The organism is Sulfurimonas sp. (assembly GCF_029027585.1).
Taxonomy (GTDB): Bacteria; Campylobacterota; Campylobacteria; order Campylobacterales; family Sulfurimonadaceae; genus Sulfurimonas.
In genome coordinates, this window is sequence record NZ_CP093397.1 from 824,804 (window position 1) to 843,200 (window position 18,397).

13 protein-coding genes are annotated in these 18,397 nt (G+C 32.1%); 10 read left to right on the forward strand and 3 right to left on the reverse strand.

The window, feature by feature from the left end; translation table 11 throughout:
- Positions 1 to 2: 2 nt before the first annotated feature.
- Complete coding sequence (locus MOV50_RS04285; RefSeq protein ID WP_321779169.1) at positions 3 to 3,134, forward strand: response regulator; 3,132 nt, start codon at positions 3 to 5, stop codon at positions 3,132 to 3,134.
- Between the two features lie 12 nt (positions 3,135 to 3,146).
- On the forward strand, positions 3,147 to 3,524 hold the full coding sequence (locus tag MOV50_RS04290) for a response regulator (RefSeq protein ID WP_321779170.1): 378 nt from the start codon (positions 3,147 to 3,149) through the stop codon (positions 3,522 to 3,524).
- A 5-nt stretch (positions 3,525 to 3,529) separates the two neighbouring features.
- Here the strand turns inward: MOV50_RS04290 and lon are convergent, their stop codons facing one another.
- Positions 3,530 to 5,953, reverse strand: a complete 2,424-nt coding sequence (lon, locus tag MOV50_RS04295) for an endopeptidase La (RefSeq protein ID WP_321779171.1) — start codon at positions 5,951 to 5,953, stop codon at positions 3,530 to 3,532.
- A 17-nt stretch (positions 5,954 to 5,970) separates the two neighbouring features.
- Positions 5,971 to 6,864 (reverse strand): outer membrane protein assembly factor BamD, encoded by an 894-nt coding sequence (gene bamD, locus MOV50_RS04300; RefSeq protein WP_321779172.1) that lies wholly within the window; start codon positions 6,862 to 6,864, stop codon positions 5,971 to 5,973.
- Between the two features lie 122 nt (positions 6,865 to 6,986).
- Here bamD and fliW point away from each other — a divergent pair, with 122 nt between their 5' ends.
- The 8 genes from fliW to hpf all read left to right on the forward strand — a co-directional run bounded on the left by fliW (position 6,987) and on the right by hpf (position 16,557).
- Positions 6,987 to 7,367 (forward strand): flagellar assembly protein FliW, encoded by a 381-nt coding sequence (gene fliW, locus MOV50_RS04305; protein WP_321779173.1) that lies wholly within the window; start codon positions 6,987 to 6,989, stop codon positions 7,365 to 7,367.
- A gap of 73 nt (positions 7,368 to 7,440) precedes the next feature.
- Complete coding sequence (locus tag MOV50_RS04310) at positions 7,441 to 7,686, forward strand: helix-turn-helix transcriptional regulator (RefSeq protein ID WP_321779174.1); 246 nt, start codon at positions 7,441 to 7,443, stop codon at positions 7,684 to 7,686.
- A complete protein-coding gene (locus MOV50_RS04315; protein ID WP_321779175.1) occupies positions 7,673 to 8,824 on the forward strand; it encodes a type II toxin-antitoxin system HipA family toxin in 1,152 nt (383 codons plus the stop codon). The genes MOV50_RS04310 and MOV50_RS04315 overlap by 14 nt, the downstream gene beginning before the upstream one ends.
- Positions 8,825 to 9,187: 363 nt before the next feature.
- Positions 9,188 to 13,915: a LamG domain-containing protein gene (locus MOV50_RS04320; RefSeq protein ID WP_321779176.1), complete on the forward strand. Its 4,728-nt coding sequence runs from the start codon at positions 9,188 to 9,190 to the stop codon at positions 13,913 to 13,915.
- On the forward strand, positions 13,909 to 14,559 hold the full coding sequence (locus MOV50_RS04325) for a type II secretion system protein (RefSeq protein ID WP_321779177.1): 651 nt from the start codon (positions 13,909 to 13,911) through the stop codon (positions 14,557 to 14,559). The genes MOV50_RS04320 and MOV50_RS04325 overlap by 7 nt, the downstream gene beginning before the upstream one ends.
- On the forward strand, positions 14,559 to 15,506 hold the full coding sequence (locus tag MOV50_RS04330; RefSeq protein ID WP_321779178.1) for a type II secretion system protein: 948 nt from the start codon (positions 14,559 to 14,561) through the stop codon (positions 15,504 to 15,506). Before MOV50_RS04325 ends, MOV50_RS04330 begins: the two co-directional genes overlap by 1 nt.
- A complete protein-coding gene (locus MOV50_RS04335) occupies positions 15,482 to 15,964 on the forward strand; it encodes a hypothetical protein (RefSeq protein WP_321779179.1) in 483 nt (160 codons plus the stop codon). The genes MOV50_RS04330 and MOV50_RS04335 overlap by 25 nt, the downstream gene beginning before the upstream one ends.
- A gap of 59 nt (positions 15,965 to 16,023) precedes the next feature.
- A complete protein-coding gene (hpf, locus tag MOV50_RS04340) occupies positions 16,024 to 16,557 on the forward strand; it encodes a ribosome hibernation-promoting factor, HPF/YfiA family (protein ID WP_321779180.1) in 534 nt (177 codons plus the stop codon).
- On the opposite strand, the gene recG is transcribed toward hpf, so the two are convergent.
- On the reverse strand, positions 16,549 to 18,336 hold the full coding sequence (gene recG, locus MOV50_RS04345) for an ATP-dependent DNA helicase RecG (RefSeq protein WP_321779181.1): 1,788 nt from the start codon (positions 18,334 to 18,336) through the stop codon (positions 16,549 to 16,551). The two genes, hpf and recG, sit on opposite strands and share 9 nt — an antisense overlap.
- Between the last annotated feature and the right edge of the window lie 61 nt (positions 18,337 to 18,397).

Sequence of the window (18,397 nt, forward strand, 5' to 3'; positions counted from 1 at the left end):
AGATGCAGTTCGGACTAAAAAACAGACTAAAGGCAATCAGTCTTTTTCCAATTTTTATCTTGTTTTCACTAGCTAGTTATTACCTTTATGATTCATACACAAAGTTTCAAAGTGCGGAACTTATTCATGAAAAATTATCTGAAAACACTCAACTAAATGACATTATTGGTAATATCGCTAGAGAGCGTGGAATGACTGCTATGTATATCGGTGATTCATCAAAAGGAACACTTCAATCTTTAAAGATTCAAAGAAGCATTGTAGACACAAAAATCAATCTTTATATAGAAGATTCAACTTACAACAAAGCTTTGCATGACCACCAAAAAGGTAAAGAGAATTGTATTGGTTGTCAAAATATTCACTCTATCGAAAATGTTCTTTTTAGACTTATAAATGTAAGAAAACTTGTAGATGCCAAAAACATCAAGTTTAATGAAGCATTTACAAATATATATAGCAACATTCAAGAAAAACTTATAACTCAACTAGAGAAACTCATAAAAAATCAAACAGATCAAGAAATCAACGAACTATATACTATATATATAGAAATGGTAGATGCTAAAGAGTTTAGTGGTAGAGAGAGAGGTTTTATGTCATATATTATCTCTAGTGGTTTGGCTCCTACAAAAGAAGATTTAAACAAGTGGGTATCAGTTATTGGTAAAGCAGATGCTCTCTCATATAAAACACTTCATAATCCAGAATTATTGTCTAAGCTTAACGAGCTTTTTGAAAATAAAGAATCTATAAAACTTTATAAAAAAATCAATAATGAGAGAACAACAATAATTAATGATACTAAAAGCAGGAAGTATAAGATAAGTGCGAAAGAGTGGTTTGCAATGCACTCAGAGAAAATAAATATTATCTCAAATGCAGAAGACTTAATTTTACAAGAGATGGATGTTAGAGCCATCACCGTAAGAGAAACTGCTTTACAATTTCTTAGTATAACTTTAGCTGTTTGGCTTATCTCATTAATACTTGGTATTCTTGGTTTTTTCCTCTCAAATGAGATTACAAAAAATATCAAAAACCTTGAAGATGTTTTAAAAAGGGTTGCAGAAGATAGTGTTGGCGAAGATGAAGAAAAAACAATTATAAATCTTCATACTGCAGATGGAACTACTCAAGCCTACAACTTACTCGAGAGAATCATTGAACAAACAAGGGAAGATAAAGAATCTGCACAAGAAGCAAGTGAAGCAAAATCAATGTTTCTTGCCAACATGTCACATGAGATTAGAACTCCTTTAAATGGCATTGTTGGATTTACAGAACTTTTAAAAGATACAAACTTAGGTGAAGAGCAAACAGAGTTTGTTGAAATCATTGAAAAATCATCTGAAAATCTTCTTGAAATTATCAATAATATTCTTGACCTATCTAAAATTGAGAGTAATAAACTAGAGATTGAGGATATCGTCTTTAACCCTATTAGTGAGTTTGAAAGTGCTGTTGAAGTTTATGCCGTTCGTGCAAGTGAAAAGCATATTAATCTTGGTTGTTTTATCGACCCTAAACTTGAACATCCTCTAAAAGGTGACCCTACAAAAATTAAAGAAGTTATCATTAACTTACTTTCTAATGCTGTAAAATTCACAAGTAGTGCGGGTTCTATCAATGTTGACATTAGAGTTATCGAAGGCGATCAAGAAGGACAAACTAGAGTTAGATTTGAAGTTCAAGATAGTGGTATTGGTGTAACAAATGAGCAAAAATCTAAAATCTTTGAAGCCTTTTCTCAAGCCGATACATCAATTACTCGTAAATATGGTGGTACAGGACTCGGTCTTACTATTTCTTCTAGATTTATTGAGCTTATGGGTGGGGAACTTGACCTTCATAGTGAAGCAGGAGATGGAACAACATTCTTCTTTAATATAGATTTTGAAAAAGTTGAAACGCTAAATGAAAGTTCTGCTGGAATCTACTCAAATCTAAATGCGCTTGTTCTAAAAAATTCTCACAAAGCAAAAAGACAAGAGATTTACTTAAAAGAGTATCTTGATTTTTATGGTGTTAGATATACTGCTTTTGAAAATATCAATGAACTTGAAACACTTCAAAGACAGGTAAATTATGACTTAGTATTTGTTGATTATGATTATACAAAAGAAAGTCAGCTTATAGAGTATTCAAACTTACCTCAAGCACTTGTACTACTTACAAAAACATACTTTATGAGAAAAGTGGATTCTCTAAACATAGATGTATTTAAAACTATTTATGAACCATTAAATATTTCAAAAGTTAAATTGACGCTTGAAAATTATGCATCTGAAGGTTTTGATTCTAAAAAATTAAATCATAAAAAATTCAATAAAAAGACTTCAAAATTTCAAGCTAATGTTTTGATTGCTGAAGATAATATAATCAATCAAAAACTAATCAAAAGAACACTAGAAGATATAGGACTAACCATTGATATAGCAAGTAATGGACTTGAGGCTTTTCAAAAAAGAAAAGATGGAAACTACGATCTAATCTTTATGGATATTCAGATGCCAATACTTGATGGCGTTGAAGCAACTGCTGAAATATTAGAATATGAAGAAGATTTCAATCAATCACATGTTCCAATCATTGCATTAACAGCGAATGCTCTAAAAGGAGATAGAGAGCGCTTCTTAGAAGCTGGTCTTGATGAATATACCACAAAACCACTAGTTCGTTCAGAAATTATTTCTTTACTAAATCACTTTTTATCTGACTTTATCATTGATGATATGGTACAAGAAGAAGAAAAAGAAGTTATTGAGCAAGAAGTTGTAAGTGAAGTGGCATATAAAGCAGACATACTTCTTGCAAAAGAAAGTCAATTTGAGTCAAAACTTTATGTTCAACTTCTAAAAACTTTAGGTTACTCATATGAAGTAGCACACTCAGCACAAGAGTTAAATGAACTAACGCAAGAAAATTCATATAAACTTGTTCTCTTTGATGAGGATTTAGAAGGCTTAGAAGTAGAAAAATTCTCAGGTATTGTAAAACAAAAAGAACTGGCATCTACCCTAGTTCTTATTAGTGATGGAGATGACTCTAATTTTGAGCAATTCGTTGATGAAGCAATTAAAAGCGTTGTAAACAAAAATTTACTTCGCCAAATATTTGAAAAATTTATTTAAGGATAATAAACTATGTTAAAAAATAACCTAATCGTCTTAGCTGTTGATGATGATATGATAAATCTAAAACTACTTAAATCGATGCTGATGAAAAGCGGAAATGTAAAAGAAGTTTTAGAAGCTAAAAATGGTTCAGATGCCATTGGAGTTTTAAAATCACGAGATGATATAGACTTAATACTATTAGATATTATCATGCCGGTAATGGGTGGTATTGAAATGCTAAAAGTTGTTCGCGCGGATGATAATCTAAGACAACTTCCTATCATAGTCCTTACAACAGATGAAACGAAAAAAAGTGAAGCTTTAGAGTTTGGAGCAAATAGCTTTTTAATGAAACCTATTAGAAATGCTGATTTGTTTGAGAAAATTTCAACTGTAATCGTTTAGGAGTCTTAAGACTCCTTCACTAAAATGTACTTAAGTACCTCTTCCACTCTACTAACTCCGATGATTTCTAAAGAATCTTTTACCTCTTTAGGAATATCTTCTAAATCCCTTTCATAATTTTTTTGCGGTATTAAAACTATACTCATTGCAGCTTTATGAGCAGCTATAAGCTTCTCTTTTAATCCACCAATAGGAAGAACATCTCCACTTAAAGAAACTTCTCCAGTCATTGCTATTTCAGAGCGAATCTTATCTCCACTTAATATGGAAGATATAACACTCACCATCGCTATCCCTGCACTTGGTCCATCTTTAGGCGTTGCTCCATCTGGAACATGAATATGCAGGTCATAGCGTCTATATACTTCGCTCACATCTACTTTTATCTTATCTTCTTTTTCTTTAAATGTAAGTGGAATATTTTTAGAGTCGATTTTTAATTTTTTAGTATCTATAAGAGTTTTAACAACACTCATTGCAATTCTTGCACTCTCTTTCATAACATCGCCAAGGCTACCTGTTAGTTGCATAGTGCCTTTACCTTTGATACGAATACTTTCAATCTTTAAAACATCTCCACCAACAGCAGTCCATGCTAGTCCATTGACTACACCAACTATAGGAATCTTAGTTGTTTTTTCTATTTCAAATATATTTTTATCAAAAAAGTCTTTTAAATTTTTAAGAGATACAGATACTTTTTGAGTAGATGCATCTTCGAGCATCTGTCTTGCTATCTTTCTACTCATATCTGCTAAGCGTCTGCGAAGATTTCTAACTCCTGCTTCTCTAGTATAACTATGTATCAACTCTTTTAAAGCGGGTTTTGAGATGCTGACTTCACTCTTTTTAAGTCCATGTTTTTTTAACTCTTGTGGAAGCAGATACCTAGATGCTATCTCATATTTTTCTTGTGGAGTGTATGAACTGATTGTAATAAACTCCATTCTATCACGAAGAGGAGCCGGTATTCGTCCAACATCATTTGCCGTTGCTATAAAAATAACTTTACTCAAATCTATGTCAAAGTTAAGATAATAATCTCTAAACTCTTTATTTTGCTCAGGGTCCAAAATCTCTAAAAGTGCAGCAGTTGGGTCACCTCTACCAGTACGAGCGATTTTATCTATCTCATCTAAAACAATTACAGGATTCATTTTTTTAGCATCTATAAGCCCTTGAGTTATTCGCCCTGGCATCGCTCCTACATAAGTTCTTCTATGTCCTCTAAGCTCATTTACATCTTCAAGTCCACCAAGTGCTATGCGAACAAGTGGTCGTTTTAAAGCCTCAGCTATTGAGTTAGCTAAAGATGTTTTACCAACTCCAGGAGGTCCTGAAAAACAAAGAATTGCCCCTGCACTATCACTACCTAAACCTCTAAGTTCAAGTAACTCTTTTACCGCGAAGTATTCAACTATACGCTCTTTTGGTTTTTTTAGTGAAAAATGGTCCTCATTTAGTTGTGCTTCTACATCTTGTATTTTTAGTGCTTTTTTTGCTAAATCACCAAAAGGAATCTCTAAAGTCCAGTCTAAATATGTTTGAGTCATAGATGCATCTGAAGAGTCTGGATGCATCCTTGCATATCTATCTATCTGTTTTAAAATCTCTTTAAAAGCGTCTTCACCCATTTTAGATTTTTTAGCCTCTAGCTTCTTTCGATACTCTTCTATCTCTTCATCTCTTGCTGTATCAGTTCCTAACTCTTTTTGAATCTGTTTTAACTGCTCTTTTAAAAAGTATTCTTTATTTACTTTTTCTATATGCGTATGAACTTTCGTTCTTATTTCTTTTTGAAGTTTATTTGCTTCTATTTCATCTATAAGATAATCTATCAAAAGTAAAAATCTTTTTTCAGTATCTACCTCAACAAAAAGTTTATATGCTTGTTCTTTTTTTAGCTTAACACTGCTACATATCAAGTCTATAATACGATTATGGTCATGGTTTTCTTCTATGGTTCTAAGTAAATCTGGTGGGAAGTAGTTACTAACTCCTGAAAGCGTTCTAACCTTTTCTCTAACTATTTCTAAAATAGCGTCTATCTTTAAAGACTCCACATTTTCAGCCTCAAGTATCGCAACATTAGCGATTAGTGGAGTCGCTTGTACTTGATATAGAGTTTTTGCACGAGCAAGTCCCTGAAACAAAACTTTGACTCTTCCATCTGGTAAGGCAACTTTTCTCATGATAGATCCAACAACACCAGCGTCATAAAGTGAGTCATATTCGCGTTCACCCTCTTTTGAAGGTTTACTTGGACACACTATTACTAAAGAGCTATCTTCCATCGCTATTGTCGCTGCATTTATATTGTTTTCATCACTTAAAAAAAGCGGTGAAATCATAAATGGGTATAAAAAAAGTTCATCTTCTGCTATAACAGGTATATCTGCTGGAAAATCTCCATAATTACTTAGTTTCATATATAAATCCTAATTTATTAAAGTTCTAATATTTTTTCTTTTAATGTTTGATATTCTGCATCACTTAAGATGCCTTTATCTCTTAACTCTTTTGCTTTTGCTAATTCACTCTCTTGAAATGTACTAAGTTGTTGTTTTTGTTTTTGAGGTTGAACTTTTTGTACTTGCTCAATTTTCTTCTCTAAACCACTATCAGGAACTGAGTTTCTTGAAACAACACTTTTTGTATCTGGTATCATAAAAGCATACCAACTAGAAGTCCCATCTCCTTCAAACCACTCTCTATACCAAGCACTATTTGCTCTATCTATTTCATCCCATTTTATCCATGGTTGTGGTTTTATAGCTCTATAATGTGCTGCACTTTTTGGTTTATCTAACCTATCGTAAAGGTCTGCTATGGTTTCATTTAGAGCAGCTTCGGCCATAAAAAGCCTTGTTTGCATAGTATCAACTACCGCGTAATACATAGAGTTCGGATAGTTATACTTAAACTTTTGCGCTTCTTTTATAGCATCACTTATAAGTGCTTGATCACGCCTTGGGTTTGGTAAAGCCATATATTTTGCTTTTATTTTTAAAAAATCTGCATCTTCTTTTTCGTTAACTGTTGCATACCTTTTTACATACTCATTTAAAAAGTGCTCACTAAGGAGATACTCTTCATAGTGCATATGAGCGATTGCTAAAATCATTGTAGCTTCGGGAAGAAGTGGTGAACCAATATGTTCGCCCTGAAGGGAACTATAATATTCGTCAGCTTTTTCTAAATCTCTTTTTGAAATATTTTCAATAATTTTTCCATACCAATAAACTGCTGGTTTGTTATACTCTTCTAACTCTTTTGAACATCCACTAAAAAATAATATAGTAGCAATTAAGATTAGTAAAAAACTTTTTATAAATTTCATTAAATTATATTCCTCTAATTAATAAGTTTGTATTTTATCCAAAAGATATATAACACTTATTAAACTAGGTACATTTTATGCTTTAAACTGCTATAATAATAAATATTTACAAAAGGTTTTTTATGAAATTTGACATTAGTGTACCTCTTTTAGGATTTGACAATATAAAACAAGTTGAGCTACAAAAAATAGATGATATTTTTATGAAGATGCGTTCAGTGGAAGATGAGCATATCTCTTTTACTCTTATCGACCCTTTTGTTCTAAGAGAATATGATTTTGAAGTTCCAACACATATAAAAGAAAAACTAGATATAGATGAAAAATCAAACCTTTTAATATTAAATATTGTACTCCTACAAACTCCAATAGAAAACTCTGTCATAAATTTCATCGGTCCTCTAGTGTTTAACACTGACAACAATAAAGTTGCTCAAATCATACTAGCAGAATCAACACAATATGGAATCGCTGAGAAAATTTCTACTTTTTTGGATAAATAAAAAAGAAGTATAATTCTTTTTTAAGCTATTTATTTATATAATGAGAATTATACTTCTCTTTTTAGGATAAATTTTGACACTTCTTGAGCTATCTAACAAAATCAAATCATTACGAAAAGAACAAAATTACTCTCAAAATGATATGCAAAAATTTTCAAATATCACAAAAAGAACCATCTCTAAAATAGAAAATGGCTTTGTTGATGAAGTAGGAATTAAAAAAGTAGAAAATATATTGGATTTGCTTGGTTATGAGTTTAGTATTCGCTTAAAAAATCGTCCAAAAACACTAGAAGAACTTCAAGATGAAAGAAAATAACTTAAAAGTTTTTATAAATAAATCTCCTAGCGGATACTTAAGTTATGAAGATGAAAAATACATTTTTAACTACAATAACCAAGCAAAAAAATTAGTATCATTAACCATGCCCATCCGTAATGAGAGTTGGGTGTCAAAAAAGCTTCATCCAATATTTCAAATGAACATGCCTGAAGGTGCATTAAAAGATGTCATCAAAAATCATTTTTCTAAAATACAAAAGATGGATGATATAAACTTTTTAAAACTAATCGGTCCATATATGCTAGGGCGTGTGAAGTTTAACACCCTACTTCATACAGAAGAAAATCTTACTCTAGATAGCATTTTGAAAAATAATAAAGAAAATCTATTTGAAGAATTAATGCAGAAGTTTGCAATACGCTCTGGTATATCAGGGGTACAACCAAAGCTACTTCTAAGTGCACATAACAAAACAACAATGAAATTTGAGCATTACATAGTCAAATCTTTTGAAATAAACTATCCAGAATTGGCTCTTAATGAATACTTTTGCATGAAAGCTGTACAAAATGCCAACTTGCCTACTCCAGATTTTCATTTAAGTGATGATAGAAGCATGTTTATTATGAAAAGATTTGATGTTAAAGATGATGGTAGTTACTTTGGCTTTGAAGATATGTGTGTCCTTACCGCAAGAGGCACTGATGAAAAATATGACGGGAGTTATGAAGAGTGTGTTAGAGTTATAAAAGATATTATCCCTCCACAAAAAAGAAAAATTTCTATTAAAATATTTTTTAAAGCCATAATCATGAATCATCTTTTACAAAATGGTGATGGACATTTAAAAAATTATGGTGTTGTTTATAACAATGATTACCAAGATGCCACACTTGCTCCAATATACGATGTTATAACAACAACTATCTATATAAAAAAAGATATACCTGCCCTTAAACTTAGCGATGCTAAGCTTTGGTTCAAAGAAAAAACATATAGAAAATTTGCTTTTGGAAGTTGTGGGCTATCTAAAAATGATTATGAAAATATACTACGCGAATGTGAAAATGCTATAAAAAAAACAAAAAAAGAGATAGATGATTATAAAAGTAAAGACAAAAAAGTTATAGATTTTTTAACTTCTTTAAAAGAATGCTGGAAAGATAAGTTTTAACAGAACTTTGATAATAAATATAAAAAAAATCATTCTATCTTTTTTAAAGATGACGCATTTGCAAAACTAGAAAAAATTCAAATATGTTTAAAGGAAGAACAAATAGCTATATAAAAAATAGACTATAATCAATCATAGATATAGAGTATTTTGTATCTCAAAAAGATGATTAGATACTTGAAACAGTTCTAAGAATACACCTACCAAAAATAAAACTTACAATAGAAAAAATTATTCTTATACCTTAATTTACTTTAAGCTTTCTTTTTCTTTTATGGTAGTATAATGTAGTTATATATAAATATTTTAGTGTTGAGCCCTATTTTTTGGTACACTCATTTACTTTACTTCAAGGAGACCATTATGAAAACTTTTAATACAAAATTTTCTTTCCTGCTACTACTTGCTTTATTTTTTATTCCTCTCTCAGCGTTAGAATTGTCAAATGATACATTTAATAGTAGTACAGATGGTTATACTGGTACAGGTGTTTCAGCAAGTGCTGGAGGATGGTTAGTTATTACAAAGGATAATACAGCTACTAAAACTTATAATTTTGGGACTTTATATGCTAACCGAACTGTTACTTTAAATATAAGATATAGAACTTCTGGTGGCTGGGAGAATTCTGGAGGCAGTCAAGATTATTTTAACACACTTGTAAATGGCACTAATGTAAAAAGTTATTCTCCACTAGACGGAACATATGCAGAATCATTTACAGCAACTACAGATGCGACAGGTAAAATAATTTTAGCTTTTAATCCAAATACTACTGGTGCTGGTGAACAAGTAGAACTTGATTATGTTCAAATCAACATTGAAATACTAAATGCGGAATACCGTTTTGATGAATGTTATTATGATGGTTCGAGCAATGAAGTTACAGACTCCATAGGATCTATACATGGGGTAAGCTACAACGGCACATCATTAGACTCAAATGAATTAATTTTATGTTCTAGTGCTTCTTTTGATGGTGTTGATGATTCAATCTCTATGGGCAGTAATTTTAATGATATTTTTGGAACAACAAATGATAAGTTCAGTGTCAGTGCTTGGATAAAACCATCAAGTGATGACAATAGTACAAGTATCATTATTACAAAAGATAACTTTAAATTACAAATATTGGCGAATAATAAATTAAACCTTTCAGTTAAAGCTTCTTCAAATATCTCTGTTAACTCAGCGGTAAGTGTTAGAGATAACTCATGGCACTTCATAACTGCTACTTACAATGGATCAGCCTCACCATCACTAAAGCTATATGTTGATGGTGTTGAATATGCTGATGATGTTAATGCCACTGGTAATTTACAAGATGCTAGCAGCGATGATTTTCTTCTTGCTAATGGATCTTATTCTGGTCTCATTGACGAAATTAAAATCTTCAACACTACTCTTACCAGCACATTTGTAAACAAAATATTTACATATGAAAAAGCTGGATTTACTTATCTTCTAAAATCAAGAGTTTGCCAGTCATGTGTTCCGAGTTATTGTAGAATAAATGGACTTGGAGAAGGTTTTCATATAGTTGATCCTGATGGAGGAGATGACTCTAATTCTTATGAAATCTATTGTGATAGGACTAGTACTAAAGCACCTAGAGATTTAATTGCTCTACCTCTTAAGAATCACTATAATAACTTCGTATTTAAAGATGACTTACCTTCCTCTAACTACTATACTGAAGCGGATAATTCTAGAATAAATGAAGCAGCAAATTCATTTAATTTTTTACAGATATCTATATCTGGAAGCACAATTAAAGTAATACCAAGTTCAGTAGCAGAAGGTTCAAGTAATCAAGGATACTTTAGTAATATTAATCTTATAGGTACTCCATTTTCCATTGACTGGACTAATACAACTTTATCAAATTGTGATAATGGTAAACTTCGTAAAGGTGCATGGAATCAAGCTGTTAAAATAAATACACTTGATTATACAAACGGACGATGTAAAGTTGAACAAATGCAACTTAAACTACTAACAAACTATAAATATTTAACATTTTCAGATATTATGGGAACAACAAATGGATCAATTACTGGAGCTTATAATAGTGAAATTCTTGAAGAAACTTGCAGACAAATTTTTCAAAAGGTTCCAGATGACGCTACTCATCTGCCAACATTAGGTGGTGCCTCAAACGGTTATTTTTGGGTAGATCCAGACAAGGGTGGAAGAGTTATTGGGGATTTAATCACAACAAAATTTAGACCATTTGTAGCATATTGTAAATATCAAGAAGATATTAAACAAGCTTGGACATTTGTTATGGCTCTTGATGCAAAAGTAACTAATTCCAAAAATGATATAAAAACTATGTCACAAGTTCGCACACATCCAAATATATATCATGATACTTGTTCTCAACTTGGTCTTTTATTTTTTGTTCCAAATACAAAGGATACATTTCAAAGAACAAGAACATATTTATTTGATAATAAATCTGAATGGATAAACTATACAGGTACTATCCGTGAAAAATATAAAATATACACCAATACTCCATCAAAAGAATACTATATTCAGGGTGAAGGATATAATGAGATTTGGCCTTATGGACCATTTGGACTTTACTTTCCACAAAGTGGAAACCATTATGCTGATGGCAGATCACTTTCTTGGTCCAATAATAATAATATGACTGGAAGATGCATGAACTCTGGAATAGCTTCAGGCGCTTCTACTTGTACAGACTATACCAATAGTCTTCTTACTCCTGATGATGGAACTATGGGCATTATGGGATGGAGAACTACACTCCGAGATATGATAGAAAACAATCCAACTGACCCTTCTTTATCAGCTATATCAGATGGTAATCAATGGTGGATAGCTGATGTGGGTGCAGGTAACTACTTAACAAATCAAAATGATGGTACTCCAGAATTCAGTGTGACCGCTCCTGGTATTGGAGGGGGTGGAACAAGTGTACATAGAGCCCCTTACTATGAGCCAAATGGTAACTATACACAAGATGCTTGGCTTAACTTTATTTCTGATAGCAACGGTAATGTTTACCATAATGATGACAATAATGCATTCTACTCATATTATGATTATCTGTGTATGTCTTGGGATAATTACCTTGGAGTTAGTCGTTATGGACTTACAGAAGGTCCATTTACAATTATAGATCGTCCAAATCCTGCAATAGACACTAGCAGTGGCTATCCTATAACAACTCCAAGTGACTTAAATATAACTACAAAAATTCTTAATGAAGCAAAAAACTTTGATATTCTACTTCTAAGTCAAAACAGAGCAGAAATAGTAGATGATCAAAATATAAGTGCAGGAATTTTTCTGACAAAAATAGAACAATCAGAGATAAACGGACTTCCAGTCACTAATGTTACTGATTTAAAATATTATGGACAAATCGGAACTAATAATAATTTTAATCTTGCTGGAAATCCAAGAGGTGTTATAGCCCTTGACAATGCATTGTCATTAGTAACTAGCGTACACAAAAGGGTTGTATTTCAATTTAAATATTGCAGTTATAATAACTTTTGGAATACTTGCTGGAACATAACAGGTAGTGGAACAAATACAAAAGCGACATGTACTACTGGGTATGATGCACTTGGAAATCCCAATAGCCCATGTCAAGTAGCAGAATCGAATGATTTTGCGATTAGACCAAATAATTTTGCAATTGGAAGCTTAGATGGAATTCAGAGTGGGGGAAAGCTTATAGTTAAAGCTCAAGATTCAAATATAAGCTATCTTGCTAATGACTTTACTGGTAATATAGCTCCTGACTACAATGTGTCTTTTAATAATTTAGATACAGATGTAACTCTAATAAATCTTGGTTTAAATTGTAGTACTGATGACCTTAGTGATACAAATCAATCTGCTTATAGCTTTAGTAATGGGCGAGATTCTCATACTTATACTCTTAGTGATGTTGGTGAATATAGTTTTAGACTTCAAGAAGTAGATGGTCAAGAGTTTGCTTTAGTTGATAAAGATGATACTCCAGATATAGATAGATTTATAACTCCAAATGCTATTAACTTACTTATAAAACCTCATCATTTTAATATTACAACACCTCCAACTAATATAAATCATAATAGTGCAACAGGTTACACATACCTATCTAATGATTTAACAAATATGGCAGTTACTCTCAATTTTCGTGCAACTGCTCAAAACCATCTAAATGCTCCTACTCTCAATTACTCTAAAGATTGTTATGCAAGTAATGTAAATATTGATTTTGCCTATACCATTCCAAGTGGAACCTTAACTCTTCCAAATCCTATTGGCAAAATCATTTATAAAGACTTTATCACAACCGGTGCGATTGATGTAAACTCTACTGCAAGCCTTTTAAAAGGAGGTCTTCTTATTCCTCCAACTCAAGTTTTTACAACTGATCATAATGGAAGTGCAGACTTTCAAATAAAATTCAACTTTGAGAGAGATGTAAATGCTACAAAAAATCCTTTTGTTGTAAATGTGAATGATTTAAATGTTTCTGATCAAACAACAGTTTTACAAATTGGGACAGATGCTTCTCATATTATTGATGTAAATGCTACCATGTTTTATGGTCGTGCACAAGGTCCTAAAAGGGCTATAACTAAGATTTGTCATGTAACGGGTCCATGTATTACGAGTGCAAGCCCTGATGCGAATAACCCAAGACTTATATACCAAGTCTATAGTGATAACCCTCCTTTAGTACCTGCCTTTAATAATAATGGAACAGGCGATATAAGATGGTTCGCTAACTCATGGCATAGGGAAGGAAACAACGACGGACTTATTGGACCAGTTAGTGAAGATGCTGGATTTGTAACTAATGGTTTAGGCAGAAGTGGTGGTGTGTTTAATTTTGAGTATTATCTACAGTACAATGGAATAACTTACCCATATCTAGCAGACATGAAAAATACTCCAGATTCTTGGCTTATTTATGATGAAAATAATGCCTCAGCAACAAGTAATAAATTTCAAGTTAACTTTAGTAAAGCTGGTGCTTGGAGTGGTAAAGCTGAAAATAACACAACTACTACAACTAAAGCAAAAGGCATAACAAATAGGAGAACAATGTGGTAAATAAAAACACTCACAAACTTGCCTTTACTATGATAGAGCTGATATTTGCTATTGTTATTATCTCTATATCGGTAATGTCACTGCCGATGATGACTCAAATTACTCTTAAAACAATTGAAGATAGTCTTGTTCAAGAGGCTATTTTTGTATCCGTTGCTGGTCTAAATGAAGCAAGCACATACAGGTGGGATGAAAATTCTATGGATGATGAGTTGATTGATTCAGATAATGCTAGAGTTGTAAATACCGCAATTGGTGGGTGTACAGCTCTTGGTACACCAAATAGAAGAGTTGGACATATCCATAGAAGATGCTTAGAAGATTTAAGTCTACGCCCTGATATAACTGGATTTCATAGTGATTCACTTCACGAAGCTGCACATGGAGCTCAATCAGTATATATAGTTGGTGCAACCACATCAGCAGAGGGTTACAAAAAACTTTACAATTCCACTTTAACTGTTACAAATGGAGGAACAGGAGCTGGTGCAGAGTTTGAAGATGGAACAGGTAATGACCCAAACATGAAAGAGATAATCATAACAGTTTTAGATGCTGATGACAATGTTACAGTTATCACTCGCTTAAAAACATATAGTGCAAACATTGGTGAAGTTGCATATACACTACCTAGGACTTACTAATGAATCTTAAAGAAAAAAAAGTAAGGACGCATCTTCGTAAAGCTTTCACAATGATTGAACTCGTATTTGTTATAGTTATCATGGCAATCTTAGCAAAATTTGGAGTAGAGTTTTTAGCTCAAGCATACAACAATTTTATTTTCTCTAAAATCAATAATGAATTACAATCTAATAGTGCTTCATCAGTTGAGTTTATTTCCTCAAGACTTCAACATCGAATCAAAGAGTCTAGCATCATGAGAAATACAACAGCTGGCTATCCTGGTACACCACAATCTCTTCAAAATAGTGTTAGTGATGTAAATGCTACAGTTCTTGAGTGGATAAGTGCCGATATAGCAGGCTTTAGAGGAGATACTCTACCTTACTGGAGTGGAATTATAGACCTAGATGATAGTAATGCAACTACATTAGTATCAAAAGAGACAAATACAACAGCAATCAATAATCTTATAAATAGCTTATCAGATGGCAACTCTGGGATAAATAATAGTGCAATTTATTTTATTGGCTCTTCTCCCATGACAACAACACCTTTACAACCTGAAACTGCTTGGGGATATGATGTAAACATAACAGACCAAAATCACAGTATGCATCCTATAACATTAACTGGACAAATAAATCAATTTATTCCAGATAGTGGTGCCATTAATTTTTCAGGAGTTGGTATTTGGGAGTATTATAAATTGGCATGGACTGCTTATGCTGTAGAACTTCGTGATTATAATAACACAAGTAATACTGGAACTTTAACTCTTTGGTATGACTATCAACCTTGGGAAGGTGAAGTTTACAATACTCATGGAAGAGATAGCATAATTATGGAAAATGTAAGTTCATTTCAATTTAGATCTATAGGTTCACTAATAAAAATACAAGTTTGTACAAAAAGCTTATTAACAAATGAGGAGTATTCAATATGCAAAGAAAAAACTGTTTTTTAAGAACTTCTCAAAACACAAAAACTTCTAAAAATGGTATGGCAATGATGATGGCAATAATTGTTCTTGTTGTTATTGCTACTGTAATGGCTCTATCTTTATCCCTTGCAACCCAAACATCAAAAAGAACTACAGACTTATATCTTTATGAACAATCAATACTACTTTCTCATAGTACAGCTGAGTATATTATGCTTAAGATATCTCAAAATCCTCCATGTACCCCACCAAATCTAAATTTTACTCACGATGGTATATATGATATCAATGTAAGTTTGTATTATGTTTATACTACTCCATCTCCATGCGATCCACCTATATCAGCTGGAGGAACAAAATACTTTGACATCAACACAACTGATACTAATGGAACAGTCCTAATGGACATAACTGTAACAGCAAATCCAGCTGGGACAACAGAACCTATACGATATTTTAGAAGAAGCCTTCAAAAATTATAGTTTTACATAAACCTTTTAATGTTATAATCACAAAATTAAAATATTAAAAGGATTCTTTTATGAATATTTCCCTTACAGGAAGACAACTAGAACTAACTGAACCAATAAAAACTCACATGACAACTTCTATAGAAACACTTAGCAAGTACAATATGGATATTATCTCTGTAAATGTTGTAGCATCTGCTCAAACAAAAAAAGGTAAAGAACATTCAAGTGTTGAGTTTGTTATAAATCTTGCACATAAAAACTCTATTATTATAAAACAGAGTGATGATGATTTATATGCTGCTATTGATATGGCAACAAGTAGAGCACAAAAAGCTATTCGTCGTATGCATGACAAAGATGTTGGACATCGTAAAGTTGGCTTAAATGAAATCAAAGCTGAAAATGTAAACCTCAAAGAAGAAGCAGAGGCTGGTGAAGATGAAATCGTACCAGTTGAGCTTGACCTCTATAAACCTCGTGAAGTTGAAGATGTTTTAACAGACCTAAAAGATAGTAACAAAATGTTTGAAATCTTCTTAGATAACGAAGGTAAAACTCGTGTTCTTTACAAAAGAAACGATGGTAAATTTGGACTATATTAAGTCCTTTTTTACCGCTCGTACAACATCTTCATCTAGTGCTAAATCAATCCACTTAAACTGACTTCCACTTTGAGAACTTCCTCTAAGCAAATCACCACTTTTTCTAAATTTTAAATCCAAATTTGCTATATCAAAACCGCTAGTAGTTTTTACAAATTCATCAAGCCTATCTGATGAACTTTGATTTGTATATAAATAACAATACCCTTTTAATCCTGTTCTACTCACCCTACCTCTAAGTTGATGCAGGGTTGATAAACCTAAACGCTCAGCACCTACAATTACCACCGTAGAAAGCCTTGGAAGTGATATACCGACTTCTACAACAGTTGTAGCTATAAGTAAACTTCCTTTTTCTCTAAACTCTAAAAGTACTTCTTCTTTATGTTTATCTTTTCCATGCGTCACATATACATCATCAAAGTTTTTTTCCCAATATCCACGAGCTTCATCTATACTTTGATACTCTAAAACTTCACTTTGCTCAACAAGTGGATAAACTAAAAGAACTTGATTATTTTTAGCTATCTCTTTTTTTATTCGTTCTAGTAACTCAGAAAAATCATTTTTATGAATCACTTCACTAGTTATATCTTTTTTAAAAGGAGTTGTAGTAATCAAACTTACATCTATATGCGCAGTTTCAATCATCGCTTGTGTTCTTGGAATCGGTGTTGCACTAAACTGTAAAAAGTGTGGTTTTTTTTCTTTAGAACTAACAAGTTTTTCTAACATATTTCTTTGCTGTGTTCCAAAACGATGCTGCTCATCTACCATAACCAAACCAGCAGATGGCAATTCTCTATATAAAAGAGCGTGAGTTCCTATGATAAAATCATACTCACTTAAATCTATTTTTTTTGTTTTATTGGTTACTAAAATAGTAGTCATATTTGGAAGGTACTTTTGTGCTTCTTCAAACAGTTGATTTGCTAACAAAGTAGTTGGTGCCATTAAGATTGAATAACTTTTTCTCATCATATATGCAGATGCTAAGATAACCATAGTTTTTCCACTACCAACATCACCAACTATCATTCGTTTTGAAGCGACATCTTTGGCAAAATCATTTTTTATATCTTTTATGGTTAGCATCTGCTCTTTGGTTAACTTAAAAGGTAATGATGAAGTCCAATCATCATAAGTTGCATCTACCCTTACAAGAGGCTCAAAATATCTTCGCTTAGATGCTAACAACTTCATATAGATAAAAAGCTCTAAGTACTTTAAAGCATCTATACTTTTTTTATCTAACTCTTTTAAGTTTATCATAGTTGTTGGAAAGTGAAGTTTTAAAATCTCTTGTGCTACTTCTTCTTTTAAACCTTCTGATTTTAGTAGTTCTAAAGTAAGGTTATTTTGCACTAAACGAAGCATAACATCACTTCTAAGAGTTGATTTATATTTTGGGGTTATGGAGCCTATGGTGCTGATTTTCCTTGGCATACTCATACTACAGTTACCAACTTTACAGTCGATAACACCATAAAAATAATCCCTTTCTCCAACTTTAAACTGATGCATCATATAAGGTTTTGGACGAAATAAAACACCATTTATAGTATGTCCTAGATTGTGTGCATAAAAAGTTATTTGGATTGTATTAGGTGAGCGAAAAACTGACTCAACACTAGCATCTATAAGCTGAGCCTTCCCCATATCTATAGTATTTTTTAAGGTTAAGTCTTCATAAGAATGTGGAAGCATAAGAGAGAGTTCACACCAAGAGTTTATCTTTAGTTTTGAAAATTTTGTTTGAATATCTTTTGTGAGGTTCATTTAATTTCCTTGAGTTACTAATAATAGCTCTTTTTATAAACCTCTCTGTAAAATATTGCAA